This window comes from Ornithinibacillus californiensis, assembly GCF_001038485.1.
GTDB lineage: Bacteria > Bacillota > Bacilli > Bacillales > Amphibacillaceae > Ornithinibacillus > Ornithinibacillus californiensis.
Map to the genome: position 1 here is coordinate 58618 of NZ_LDUE01000050.1, position 13174 is coordinate 71791.

General features: G+C 36.0%; 16 protein-coding genes and 2 other annotated features. Of the genes, 7 read left to right on the forward strand and 9 right to left on the reverse strand.

Annotation, left to right across the window (positions count from 1 at the left end; genetic code table 11):
* Positions 1-1035 (reverse strand): phenylalanine--tRNA ligase subunit alpha, encoded by a 1035-nt coding sequence (gene pheS / locus TE34_RS11925; protein WP_047985042.1) that lies wholly within the window; start codon positions 1033-1035, stop codon positions 1-3.
* 62 nt (positions 1036-1097) lie between these two features.
* Positions 1098-1324, reverse strand: a binding site (T-box leader).
* 51 nt (positions 1325-1375) lie between these two features.
* Positions 1376-2113: a TrmH family RNA methyltransferase gene (locus tag TE34_RS11930; protein WP_047985043.1), complete on the reverse strand. Its 738-nt coding sequence runs from the start codon at positions 2111-2113 to the stop codon at positions 1376-1378.
* Positions 2114-2211: 98 nt separating this feature from the next.
* On the opposite strand from TE34_RS11930, the gene sspI reads away from it, so the two are divergent.
* The 6 genes from sspI (at position 2212) to TE34_RS11960 (ending at position 8175) form a co-directional block, all read left to right on the forward strand.
* Positions 2212-2436 carry a small acid-soluble spore protein SspI gene (gene sspI / locus TE34_RS11935; RefSeq protein WP_047985044.1) on the forward strand — a complete coding sequence of 75 codons (225 nt, stop codon included), beginning with the start codon at positions 2212-2214 and terminating at the stop codon, positions 2434-2436.
* 299 nt (positions 2437-2735) lie between these two features.
* Positions 2736-4322 carry a flagellar basal body-associated FliL family protein gene (locus TE34_RS11940; RefSeq protein WP_047985045.1) on the forward strand — a complete coding sequence of 529 codons (1587 nt, stop codon included), beginning with the start codon at positions 2736-2738 and terminating at the stop codon, positions 4320-4322.
* A 167-nt stretch (positions 4323-4489) separates the two neighbouring features.
* Positions 4490-5713, forward strand: coding sequence for an ABC transporter permease (locus TE34_RS11945; RefSeq protein WP_047985046.1), 1224 nt, complete (start codon positions 4490-4492; stop codon positions 5711-5713).
* A complete protein-coding gene (locus TE34_RS11950; protein ID WP_047985047.1) occupies positions 5710-6843 on the forward strand; it encodes an ABC transporter permease in 1134 nt (377 codons plus the stop codon). Before TE34_RS11945 ends, TE34_RS11950 begins: the two co-directional genes overlap by 4 nt.
* Positions 6836-7507, forward strand: a complete 672-nt coding sequence (locus TE34_RS11955; RefSeq protein WP_047985048.1) for an ABC transporter ATP-binding protein — start codon at positions 6836-6838, stop codon at positions 7505-7507. Before TE34_RS11950 ends, TE34_RS11955 begins: the two co-directional genes overlap by 8 nt.
* Before the next feature lie 53 nt (positions 7508-7560).
* The gene (locus tag TE34_RS11960) at positions 7561-8175 is read left to right on the forward strand and encodes a lytic transglycosylase domain-containing protein (RefSeq protein WP_047985049.1); all 615 of its coding nucleotides are present in this window, start codon (positions 7561-7563) and stop codon (positions 8173-8175) included.
* Between the two features lie 44 nt (positions 8176-8219).
* Here TE34_RS11960 and TE34_RS11965 read toward each other — a convergent pair whose 3' ends face one another.
* Both TE34_RS11965 and TE34_RS11970 read right to left on the reverse strand, forming a co-directional pair.
* The gene (locus tag TE34_RS11965) at positions 8220-9305 is read right to left on the reverse strand and encodes a M42 family metallopeptidase (RefSeq protein ID WP_047985050.1); all 1086 of its coding nucleotides are present in this window, start codon (positions 9303-9305) and stop codon (positions 8220-8222) included.
* 57 nt (positions 9306-9362) lie between these two features.
* On the reverse strand, positions 9363-9848 hold the full coding sequence (locus TE34_RS11970) for a dUTP diphosphatase (RefSeq protein WP_047985051.1): 486 nt from the start codon (positions 9846-9848) through the stop codon (positions 9363-9365).
* A 110-nt stretch (positions 9849-9958) separates the two neighbouring features.
* On the opposite strand from TE34_RS11970, the gene TE34_RS11975 reads away from it, so the two are divergent.
* Positions 9959-10345 carry a hypothetical protein gene (locus tag TE34_RS11975; protein ID WP_047985052.1) on the forward strand — a complete coding sequence of 129 codons (387 nt, stop codon included), beginning with the start codon at positions 9959-9961 and terminating at the stop codon, positions 10343-10345.
* 40 nt (positions 10346-10385) lie between these two features.
* Here the strand turns inward: TE34_RS11975 and TE34_RS11980 are convergent, their stop codons facing one another.
* The 5 genes from TE34_RS11980 to infC form a co-directional block, all read right to left on the reverse strand.
* Positions 10386-10958 carry a TVP38/TMEM64 family protein gene (locus TE34_RS11980; RefSeq protein ID WP_047985053.1) on the reverse strand — a complete coding sequence of 191 codons (573 nt, stop codon included), beginning with the start codon at positions 10956-10958 and terminating at the stop codon, positions 10386-10388.
* Between the two features lie 80 nt (positions 10959-11038).
* Positions 11039-11299 carry a DUF1294 domain-containing protein gene (locus tag TE34_RS11985; RefSeq protein ID WP_047985054.1) on the reverse strand — a complete coding sequence of 87 codons (261 nt, stop codon included), beginning with the start codon at positions 11297-11299 and terminating at the stop codon, positions 11039-11041.
* A 499-nt stretch (positions 11300-11798) separates the two neighbouring features.
* Positions 11799-12158, reverse strand: a complete 360-nt coding sequence (gene rplT / locus TE34_RS11990; protein ID WP_047985055.1) for a 50S ribosomal protein L20 — start codon at positions 12156-12158, stop codon at positions 11799-11801.
* Between the two features lie 85 nt (positions 12159-12243).
* Positions 12244-12438 (reverse strand): 50S ribosomal protein L35, encoded by a 195-nt coding sequence (gene rpmI, locus TE34_RS11995; protein ID WP_047985056.1) that lies wholly within the window; start codon positions 12436-12438, stop codon positions 12244-12246.
* 29 nt (positions 12439-12467) lie between these two features.
* Positions 12468-12974, reverse strand: coding sequence for a translation initiation factor IF-3 (gene infC / locus TE34_RS12000; protein ID WP_047985057.1), 507 nt, complete (start codon positions 12972-12974; stop codon positions 12468-12470).
* Between the two features lie 66 nt (positions 12975-13040).
* Positions 13041-13164, reverse strand: a sequence feature (ribosomal protein L20 leader region).
* Positions 13165-13174 lie beyond the last annotated feature (10 nt).

The window sequence follows — 13174 nt, forward strand, 5'->3', positions numbered from 1 at the left end:
TTATGCTTGGTGGAATTGTTTTAGGAACCTCTGATCATTTAAATAGAACTGACGAATATCGTTCACACCATATTTCAACATCGCAATTCGCTCAGGGCCCATTCCAAATGCGAATCCGGAATAAACTTTTGGATCATATCCACCCATTTCTAATACATTCGGATGAACCATTCCAGCACCTAAAATCTCAATCCAACCAGTTCCTTTACATACGGAACATCCATGTCCATCACATACCTTACAAGAAATGTCCATTTCTACGGAAGGCTCTGTGAATGGGAAAAAGCTTGGACGTAAGCGGATTTTACGATCTTCTCCAAACATTTTCTTCGCAAATACATTTAGAACACCTTTTAAGTCACTCATTTTCACATCTTTATCCACGTATAATCCCTCGATTTGAGTAAATTGGTGAGAGTGTGTTGCGTCATCCGTATCTCGTCGATACACTCTACCAGGACAAATCATTTTAAAACCTTTTTCACCGTTATACTCCTGCATCGTACGAGCTTGTACTGGAGAAGTGTGGGTTCTTAATAAGAGTTCGTTTGTGATATAAAAGGAATCTTGCATATCGCGTGCTGGATGATCCTTTGGTAAATTCAATGCTTCGAAATTAAAGTAATCGGTTTCTACTTCAGGACCTTCACGCACTTCATATCCCATCCCGATAAATAGGTCCTCAATTTCCTCTATTACTTTAGTTAGTAAGTGTGGACCACCAACTTTAACAGGACGACCTGGTAATGTAACATCAATTGCTTCTTTTTGAAGCTTTTCCTCTAATGCAGCATTTTCAAGAATAGTATTCTTAGTATCAATTGCGCTCGTAATCGCTTCTCGTACTTGGTTGGCAACTTCTCCAATTACTGGTCTTTCTTCTGGAGTTAATTTCCCCATTCCACGTAACACTTGTGTTAATGAGCCCTTTTTTCCTAAGTATGCAACTTTAATTGCTTGTAATTCTTTTAAGTCATTAACTTCTTCCACTTTTACTAGTGCTTCTTGCTGTATGGCTTTTAATTCTTCTTGCATGGCTCTAACCTCCTAAAATATTATTGTTTTTGACCATTAAAAAAAGCCTCCAATCCCCTATGAGAAGGGACGAGGCTTGATTTCGCGGTACCACCCTTGTTGGCACAGACATGTGCCCAACTTAGTTCAAATAACGGATTTAATCCGGAACACCTTTACTAATAATTAGGTCCAAGTGTCAGCTCCAGAGTGAAAGTCAACGAGTCCATAGTAGAAACGCTCTCAGTCTTAGGCGTTTCTTCCCTGCATACTATTACTTAACTGCTAACCGCTCTTTCATAGCTTTTTACTATTTACATATAGAATAAATTATAGTCATTTTGCCTAGCATTTGCAAGACTTATCCTTTTATATGGTACATTAGAATTCCAGCTGCAATACTGACGTTGAGCGACTCTGCCTTACCATAAATGGGGATCTTCACAATTTCATCTGCTTGTTCTAATATTTCTGTTTGAATTCCTGACCCTTCGTTGCCTAATATTAATGCAACTTTAGAGTTAGATTTTACAGTATGATAATCTTTCGAATTGGTGAGTGCACTTGCCCAGATATGGAATCCATCCATTTTTAATTCTGGGATTCGCTTTGTCAGGTTATCTTGCAGGATAGGGATATGGAATATAGATCCTTGTGTTGATCGGATTACTTTATCATTGTACACATCAACTGTTCCATCACCTAAAATTACAGCATCAAAACCAGCTGCATCTGCGGTTCTTATGATGGTACCTAAATTTCCTGGATCCTGTACTCGGTCAAGTAACAGCACATATTTACCTATAACATTCTCCATCTTCTTATATTGAACTACTGCAGCAATTCCTTGTGGTGTTTTCGTTTGCGTAATATGTTGAAATACATTTTCAGACACTTCTACGATTTTAATATCACTTGACCAATTGGGTGATTCTACACCTTCCTGGAGAATTATCTCATCAATCTTCCATTTACTTTTAATTGCTTCTTCGATTAGATGAAATCCTTCAATTAAGAATGTCCCTGTTTTTTCACGATCTTTTTTGGTATGTAGTTTTTTCCAACCTTTTACTTTGTCGTTTTTGACTGATGTTAGCAAATTCTTCATTCCTTATTTTTATTCTTCTTTCCATCATACATATTTAATCCTAAACTGGTCAAACTATCCATAGTTTATTACAAATAAGGGGTGATTTTTTGAATTTAAATTTACGTAATGCAATCTTATCCAATATCTCTAATAATGATCAGAATCAGTTGGAAGCAACTATAGTGGATGCAATTCAATCTGGTGAAGAGAAGATGTTACCTGGTCTTGGTGTACTATTTGAATTAATTTGGAATCAATCGGATGATCAGGAAAAGCAAGAGATGATCGAAGCTTTAGAGCAAGGTGTTAAAAGTGCTACTCCAGGTAGCTAAGTAATGAAGAAGGTATCGTGACGATACCTTCTTTAATTTTGCCTAAAAATGAGTCATTTCACCTAAGCATGTCTAATATATTTAACTAACTACATTTTTTTAGTACAAGTAGTTATATAATAATAAGCCAAGAGAACTATAAATCTATTTTTTCACGCAACAATAACTAGGTATTAATGCTCATTTTAAATAAAATACATCATTTGGAAAATAAATTGACTCTTTTTATTCTTGGTGTTATACAATGAATGTGTTACATTTTTTACTTTTTTGTATGGACTTTTGAAAGGGGAATACTGATGGAAGAAAACAATCAAGAAGTAAGACTGAAAAAGAAAGGCTCTAATAAGTTAATAGCAATTATTATTGCAGCTGTCGTTTTACTAGTAGGTGGAAGTGTAGCTGCATTTGTTCTGACTGAGACTAATTCACCAAAAGCTAGTTATTTTATTTACGAGAAAAAGACGCTAGATATGCTTACGGAACAATTAGAAGAACGCTACGCTCCTGAACTAGAGTGGTCTGAAAAAGGATTAGAAAATCCAATTGAAGATGTTTATGAGCTTTCAGCCGAACTAAACATGCCGATTTCTGGAGCCACTGGTCCTATCACACCGGAGCAAATTATCAATAACTCAACAATTACTATTACTTCGAACTTAGATCGTGAAGAAAAAATTGCAACTGCAGGACTAAAAGGAAGCTTCGGTAACTTCACTATTGAAGACATTAACTTCTATCTTACATCTGAAGAGATGATGCTAGGCTTACCATTTGTAAATGAAATACTACAACTTAAAGGTGATGACTTTGGAAAACTACTAAGCCAACTAGATCCAATGACATTCACTGGTGAAGAAAAACTAGATTTAAATATGCTTTTCGAGGGTAATGTCATTGCAGAAGAAGATGCAAAGTATATCGAGGACGAGTATGTTAAAGGTCTTTATGAAGCTTTACCTGAAGAAGCTTTTGAATCCGTAGATGAAACGGTAAAAATCGGAAGTGACAATGTTGATACAGAAAAAGTTACCTTCCATTTAACAGAAGAACAAGTGAAGGAAATTTTAAAAGACACCTTAACAAAAATGGCTGATGATAAGCGTTTGAAGGAAATCATGATTGAGTACCTTCAAGCTCAAGGTACTGGCCCATTAGTTTTAGGTGAAAATGCTAACTTAGAAATTCCTAATTTCGAGGAAGATTATGATACTGCTATCCAAGAAGCTATTAATGGACTTGATGATGTGATGATTCCAGAAGGATTTAAATCAACTATCTGGGTTGCTGACGACATCATCGTTAAGCGTGATTTATCCATCCAAATGGGCCCTACAGAAGACCAATTAGTAACATTATACGTAACTGGTCAACTAAGTAAGGATAAAACAGATATCGCATTCGAATATGATTTAGGTGTCGTAGAAAACGATCTTGACCAATCCGTGTCCTTTGATGGTACGCTTTCAAATAATGATGGTGACATCCAAGATAAGTTAACAATTTCCATAGAGGATATACAGGTAATCTATGAATCTAATGAAACATTAGATGATAGTAAAAAAGATTTCAAACGTACTTTCACCCTTATAGATGAAACTGGCTATACTTTTGACCTTATTTGGTCTGGTAATGCCGAATATAATGGTGACCAAATGAATTCTTCCCATGAACTAACCGTATCTAGTGATGATATTATGGATGATTTAGTAGTTTTATATATTGATAAAGAATCAAAAGTAACAGATAGTGTTACCTTACCAAGTGATGATGAACTAAAAGATATTGGTAGCATGTCACTAGAAGAGTTGATGACATACTTCGAAACGGAAGTTACACCTCAATTTGAAGAATGGTTAATGGGTATAATTGGATTTGGATTTTAAGCCCAAAAGCGGAAGCGCCCGGTTAGCGACTACGGACTGGACTGAGTCGTAGGAGATAAAGGAAACACGGCGACCGGAGGGAGTCGATGTTGACTTATCGTACGGAGGCGAGGGAAGTCTCGCTTGTCGCTGGGCGCTGTAGCTAGACTAATGAGTAGGTGGACATAATGCAATTCATAAAATTTGTATCGCTATTCACCAAAAATAATTTCTTGCAACTTAGGAGGAAGTGGCGATCACTTCCTCTTCTTTTACTTTTTCCAATTGTGTTAATAGGACTAGTTGCATTCATGTTTGTTGCGTACTTTTCCAATTTAGAAGAGGAACCTATCCAAATTGGCTTGGTAGACTTAGAACAATCTAAAGAAACAGAAATGGTTATTCGGTTATTAGAGGAATCGTCACAGCTAGGTAATTTTTTACATATGAAACGATATTCTGAGGAAGAAGCTAAACAACAAATTGATTCAGATGAGTTAGCAGCATATATACTTTTCCCAGAAGAATTTACTTCTAAATTATATAATGGAGAATCAGTGGTTGTAACCATAGTTGGTCATCCAAATAAACAAATGGAAGGCTACTTTATCAAAGAATTAGTTGATAGTGCAGCAAGACATATTAGTTCTTCGCAAGCAAATATCCTAACAGTTAATTACTTCGCTAAACAATTGGATATTGATTTAGAAACGAGGAATCAAATTGTCCAAGAACAATTTAACGAGTTTCTTCTATACGCCATAGGTAAAGACAACATACTCGATCAGAATGAATTATCAAATAATGTTTCCACTTCACCTAAAAAATATTTCGGAATCGCAACGGGCTTTTTCGTACTTATCATTTGGATATTTTCAATTTATCAACATTTGTTTAAGGAACAATCAAAACAGATTGAAACCAGAATGATGTTATACGGTGTTACCGAACTTCAACAGCTCACTGGCAGAATGATTGTGACATTTATCTTTTCGTTAATTTTAGGCATCATATTATTTATCGGACTCATTAATGTACTAGAGATAGATTTACTGCAGGGGAATACTAATCGGTTGATTATATTATTAGCATTTTTATCCCTTAACTATTTATTCACGCTAGCTATTCTGGAAATCATTTTCCATTCTCAGAAAATACGTTTACTGCTTCAAATTACTATTACTGGGATTGTACTACTTACAAGTGGCTCCATTATTCCTGATATTTATTTACCGATGTATATTCAAGATTATTTAAGCTATATTTTTTCTTTCCAAGTATTCCTTTGGTTAGAGGAAATATTACTTAATGGCAGAGTTTATGTGGACTATATCCCGCTTTTATTATCAGTTGGTATCGGTGTATTTGCTACAGTCGGAATTGCTATGGTAAAGGAGCGTGTTAAGCCATGATGGATATACTATACACACGTCTTCTGTTATGGAAAAAGAAAAGTATTAGTATGCTGGTTTGGTTGCTCTTACCTATTGTTGGAACGATTCTGTTTATTACATCTGCTAATGCCATTCAAGAGGATTCTAAGGTTCCTGTAGGGATTGTTCTAGAGGAAGAAACTGCATTAGCAAATGAACTAGTGGATTCCATCATAGCCTCAGAGCTTGTTTTTCTTCATGTATTATCTAATGATAGAGCCCTTTATGAGCTAGAAAAACATGAGCTTGATAGTGTGTTTATCATTCACGAAGGATTTGAAGATGCTGTCTTGAGTGGCAAACGAAATAATATCATTTCTAGTTATCGAACAGAACTCTCATTTGCCTATTCACCTATTAAAGAAATGATTGTTTCCTTAGTTCAAGAAGAAACCGGACGAGCAAAGGCTGCAAATTATATCCTAGCCATGTATGAACGGTATGGGGGGACTGACCCTTGGACATGGGATGAGATTACCGAACAGAGTAAACAAAAACAAATCGATGAGAACTTACTTAATACGGCGTTCGCCTATTCTTCTGGGAAACAGGCAGATGATAATCCTTCCCTTCTTTCTTGGAATGCCTGGGGAATATGGGCTATCTTAAGTTTATTAAGTACCTTATTTTTATCAGACTGGATTATTAGGGAGAAGAATTTAGCAGTTTCTACTCGATATACATTTATTAAGAAATCTCTATTTAGCTACTATTCACAAGTTATTATTCTTTATGTCCTACTAATATTCTTGTTCGACTTATTAGCTGTAGCTGCTTTCACCATTTTCCTTGATGAAACCATCTCGCTAAGTTTCGTCTTTGTAATACTAAGTTTTCGAATCATGCTTTGCATGCTATCTATTAGCATTGCAAACCTCTTTCAGCGAATTAGTTCTTATTATGGTATTTCGATTATTATCGTACTACTCTTAGCAATTATTAGCGGTATTGTCATTCCGATAAGTGGTTTTATTCCACAACATTCACTAATGAACTTCATTAATCCGCTTCATGCATTTATTAGTGGGAACATGACAATTATGTGGAATGAAATCGGTTTGGTTAGTATTACCTTAGCTCTACTTCGAAAGGAGATTTCCAATGCTTAACGTACAAGCAATTACAAAAAGCTATGATAAAAATGAAATATTAGATAATCTTACTTTTACAGTCAACCCCGGTGAAATCATTGGCCTTGTTGGAGAAAACGGAGCGGGTAAATCAACTTTACTGAGATTGTTAGCAACTATTGATAAACCAAATCATGGTAGCCTTACTCTATTCGACCTTTCCTATAAAAAAAATCGTAAGGCAGTAAGGAAACATATTGGTTATGTTCCACAGGATATCGCTATTTGGGAAGAACTATCCGTTAAAGAAAACATGCAATTCTTTGAAAAATTATCATTTCAATCGAAAAGCATAGATGAGTTGAAACAATTGTGTTTAGAAATGAATCTTGATAAGTGGAACGATCCAGTCAAAAGCTTATCAGGTGGTATGAAACGAAAATTAAATATTGCAATTACACTTATTCATAGCCCAGACCTTCTTCTCTTAGATGAACCGACTGTTGGAATTGATTTAAAGTCTAAAAAGGAGATTGGGGCATATCTTAGAAAATTAGCCAAAGAACAAAACCGTATGATTATTTATACCTCTCATGATATGGACGAGATTAATGAACTATGTGATAGGGTATTCTGCATTGGGAATGACACTTTTTACGAGGAAATTCTACGGAATTCCGGTAAGGATGTAATATTAATCTAGTATTTATTCCTGATTCTATAGTAAAATAGTAGTTGCGATAAGGAGCGATACTAGTGGATATTAGACAATTACAACAACTCATGCAATACCAAGCCATGTCGATACTTAATTCTAACAACAATTCTTTTTCTAGTTTTTCACCTATTGTCGATATAGCTTTTAAACAAATACTAGAGAGTAAACTTGGCGGTGCTGACTCATCATCAAGTAAGCAAACCTACTTACCCATACAGACTTCACCATTAATCTATAACTCTGGTCTTGTTCAGCCAGGTGGGTCTCGAGTTCTCCCAAACGACTATAGTGTGGATATTTCAGAGGCTGCCAGCAAGTACGGTATTGATGAAAAATTAATACACTCCGTCATTAAAACGGAATCTAACTATAATCCATATGCAAAGAGTAGTGCAGGTGCACAAGGTTTAATGCAATTAATGCCTGCAACTGCACGTGGGCTAGGTGTCTTAAATCCATATGATGCAGCTCAAAACATAAATGGCGGAACAAAATATTTACGTGAAATGTTAGATAGATATAACGGTAATATCGAACTTGCCCTAGCAGCCTATAATGCAGGTCCTGGTAATGTAGATAAATACCAAGGGATACCTCCATTTGAAGAAACACAGAATTATGTAAAAAAAGTTATGAATAATTATTTGGCATAATAATCATAGAAAAAAGGAGCTTGCCTGCAAGCTCCTTTTTTATTTTATACTAAAAATATTTCATTAACAGTTTCACGATCAAGCTTCTTAATCACTTCAACAATTAGTTTCACTGCATTTTCAAAATCATCACGGTGAAGAATACCTGCATGAGAATGAATGTAACGTGTAGCAATTGTAATCGAAAGAGATGGTACTCCATTCGCTGTTAAGTGAATCGAACCTGAGTCAGTTCCTCCACCAGCAATGGATGCATATTGGAATGGAATATTATTTTCTTCCGCTGTTTGGACAACTAGATCACGGACACCTTTATGAGAGATCATTGATGCATCATAAAGTACTAGTTGTGGCCCTTTACCAATTTTGCTATCGGCGTCTGATTCTTTAATTCCAGGCGTGTCACCAGCAATACCAACATCGACACCGAATCCAATATCAGGCTTGATTGCATGTGCAGAAGTTTTGGCACCACGTAGACCTACCTCTTCTTGTACCGTTCCTACGCCATATACAACGTTTGGATGATTTTCACCTTTCAATTGCTTTAATACCTCAATTGCAATCGCACAACCGATTCTGTTATCCCAAGCTTTAGCTAGTAATAACTTATCATTTTTCATAGGCGTAAACTCAAAGTATGGTACGACAGAATCTCCTGGTTTCACACCAAATTCAGCAGCTTCTTCTTTACTTGTTGCACCTATATCAATAAACATATCCTTAATTTCTACTGGTTTTTTACGTTCAGCTGCTGAAAGAATATGTGGTGGTTTTGAACCAATAACTCCAGTAACATCACCTTTTGTAGTCATGATTGTTACACGCTGTGATAGCATTACTTGACTCCACCAGCCACCGATTGTTTGGAAGTAAACGAAACCTTTATCATCAATTCTAGTTACCATGAAGCCAATTTCATCTAAGTGGCCCGCAACCATGATTTTTGGTCCGTTTTCATCCCCAACTTTTTTTGCAATTAAGCTACCAATATTATCTGCGAATACTTCATCTGCATAAGGAGTGATGTATTTTTCCATAACGTCCCTTGCCTCTTTTTCATGACCAGAGATCCCTTTTGCATCTGTTAAATCCTTCAACATGGATAATGTCTCATCTAATTTAGCCATATGTATACCTCCAATATTTTATTGTTTTAGTATAACGCGTAAAGTAAAATTTGAATATTAATAGCCACTATTTTGACGTTCATAATTAACTTCATTTTTCTTTACATAAGCCCGATGTACATCTTCCTCACTAAATCCTAGTTTCTGACCTAGTATTAAATAACTTGCAAACAAACGATTATAGTTTGCCTGTGTTGTATCATTTTTAAACACCATACATCGTTCAAAAACCTCATTAAATAATTCTGTTTCGGTTTGTTCAGAACTTTTATGATTAGTAGAGCTATAGATAAAGCCTTTTACGATTCCCAAAGATAAAATGAAATGGACCCCATCCACGTATTCTTCGAGAATCACATCACTAGCACTTCTTTTCTTATTGCTCCAGAACTTAAAACATCTTGTTTCATTTGCTAGTTCACCTAACTCAACTAATAAAGCTAAGTACTTATCATCAAATAAATCTCTATCCGATAAATTATGATTGTCTTCAATATAAGAATCTAATTGTTTTTGCATATTAAATAATGTTTCCCAGTTCATATAAATGCTCCTTTTTCCATTTGTAACATCTTTTTCACATAATTTATGAAACCTTGTATACTTCCATTACGTATTGCAATATAATAACCCAATCTTAGGAGACGATGGTAATGATTGTATTTCTTTTTCGTATTTTAATTATAGCGGCTATTATATTGCTTGTTTATTCTATTATACAATATTTTCGCAATCCGCAAAGGTTACTACAGAATGCGAAGGAAGCAAGAGGCTTTTATTATTTAGACGAACGGGACAATAGCAAAAAGAATATTCGCTTTGTTTATAAAGGTTGTCAGTTTGAAGGAGAAAAATATGTTGGGGCTACAGAAAACTCTTTTGAAATAGTTGATATCCATGTAACAGTAGTCGATCCTATTGAATTACAAGGTTTATCAAGGGAAGATATTTATTTCTTGGAAAGGGAATTATTAATCCGCTATCCACATGCGAAAATTAATTGGAAGCATCCCATTAACAAATTGTTACTAACTAATTAAAAAGGCTTACGGGGATTCCTCCCCGTAAGCCTTTCACTTATCATGTACTTGTTTGGAAGAAGTCCTCCCATTTAATAACGATTTCCTTACGTCTTAGTGCATAGATTAAGAGGAGTAATGCAGATAAGGATACGAGGATATGCATTGGGGATAAGCTTGATAACCAGCCACCAACAGACGTGTAGACCAATGCAAGTGGGATATTGGTTGCTAAAGATGACCGCATATAGTCTCTAAAATTAGAAGTGATCTCAATTAAACATAAAGATAATAAATGAAAGTGAATGAACGGTACAAGCCTCAACAATGCAATTTGTGTCATCGTCAATTCAGTATGCTTACCAATTAACCTTTGCTTCATCCGGGTAAAACGTTCTGCTGTTTTTGGCATCCATTGAATAAAAATATAAAAAATGATACTTGACAATGTAATCCCAATTATCGAGTATACAGCACCATAAAACACCCCAAACAAGATGCCACCAGAAACACAAATAAAAACTACTGGTAGAAAAAATAGCGGGCGGAGTAAATGAACAAGTATAAATAATAATGGAGCAAATAATCCACCTGTTTGAACAATGGCCATAATATAATTGCCGAATAACTCCATAAGCCGCCTCCTTCAATAGATGATACGATAGATATGAAAGCATGCCTTACTGGTACATGTATATGACAAGAGACGAGCTATTATGACATGAAAAAATAACCATATAGTACAACATGAACTAAAATCAGTAACGGCATTCCAATTCGAAAAGAATTATGCTTTGTCTTATGACGGAATGTATTCATCCCGATATAAGAACCTATGGCACCACCTAATATACTGACTCCCCAAAGTGTGCGCTCTGGAATACGCCATTGGTTATTTCGAGCTCTTTTTTTATCCAGTCCCATTAGTACAAATCCTAGTAGGTTAGCAAAGCCTATGTAATATAGAAGTTCCAACGTTTTAATCCCCTTTTTATAATGAAGTAATTATACATTTAGTATTGCTGTTTCTTACCATGCTCGTGGCTAGGATACACTACGCTTTTACTTCCAGCACAGGGGCGACATCTGCTCGAAAAAACCGTCGCAGTGTCTGCCTTGCCGCGGGCGGCTGGTGAGCCAGGCAACTACTTGAATATGCTTCTTAGCTGCCTTGCACCGAGAAAGCCTGCTTCGAAGTGATACTAGCAGACGCAGGTGCATCTGTGGGGTCTAACCAATGCCTTTCCTCCCGCAGGACAGTGGTTTTCGGTGGGCCGAGTAACCGCAGGCCCAAGGAACGCTTCGGCAGCGAAACATCGCACGCAGAAAAAGTGTTTTTCTTTTCAAGTAGTCTCCGTGTATCCTAGCCACTCAGAGCAATCATTTTTTAAAATGAAACAAACCTACAAGTAATATTATCCTCTTACATAGAAAAAAAATGAGGTCTGAGGGGAAGTCCCCTCATTACCTCATCTTAGTTGTTTAATGCTGTTTTAGCTTTTTCAGCTAGTTGAGCAAATGCTTGTGCATCATTGATAGCAAGATCAGAAAGCATTTTACGGTTGATTTCGATACCTGCTAATTTTAAACCGTGCATTAGTTTGTTATAAGAAAGATCGTTCATACGTGCTGCAGCATTGATACGTGCAATCCAAAGCTTGCGGAATTCACGTTTTTTATTCTTACGGTCACGATAAGCATATTGACCTGATTTCATTACTTGTTGTTTTGCTGTTTTAAATAAAGTTCTCTTTGAACCATAATAACCTTTAGCTAATTTAAGTACGCGTTTACGACGTGCGCGCGTAACTGTTCCACCTTTAACACGTGGCATAGTAATTCCCTCCTAATACGACTCAATATATGTCAATTTAGTTATAGTTTTGTTTGATGATTGCTAGTTACGTGATTAATACTTCTTATTTAGGAAGCATTGCTTTGATACGCTTGAAGTCACCAGCAGATACTAGTGTACCTTTACGTAATTTACGCTTTTGCTTTTGAGATTTATGAGCAAACATATGGCTTGTGTATGCATGTGATCTTTTTACTTTTCCAGAACCAGTTCTCTTAAAACGTTTAGCAGAACCTCTGTGGGTTTTCATTTTTGGCATGTTGATTTCCTCCTCGAATGCTTAAATGTTTATTGTTTTTCATTGTTTGGAGCAAGCATCATGAACATATTACGACCTTCCATTTTAGGCTTAGACTCTACAGTTGCGATATCCTTTACCGCTTCTGCAAAACGATCTAATACCTCTTGCCCAAGCTCCTTGTGTGTAATTGCACGTCCGCGGAAACGAACAGCTGCTTTTACCTTGTCGCCTTTTTCTAAGAATTTACGTGCGTTTTTCAACTTTGTATCAAAGTCATGTGCACCAATTCCAGGAGTAAAGCGTACTTCTTTCACGTTAATAATCTTTTGGTTTTTACGAGCTTCTTTTTCTTTCTTTTGTTGCTCGTAACGGTATTTACCGTAATTCATGATTCTTGCTACTGGTGGTTTTGCAGTAGGTGCAACTAAAACTAAATCTAAATTTTGTTTTTGTGCAAGCTCTAATGCGTCTTGACGTGATTTCACACCAAGTTGATCACCATTTGAATCAATCAATCGTACCTCTTTCGCACGAATCTTTTCATTAACGTTCATATCTTTGCTAATAGCCAGCCACCTCCAAATTTATTTAGGGTCTGATCCATTACCTGACAAGTTCTATTCAAACAAAAAATGTGGGCACACAAATGCACCCACATATCTTTAGACGTTCTAAAAAGATGTTAACCAGTCAACTACAAATATGCGTTGAACAGGTGAGAAGCGGGTGCCTCTACTTGTCATCAGATCATTCA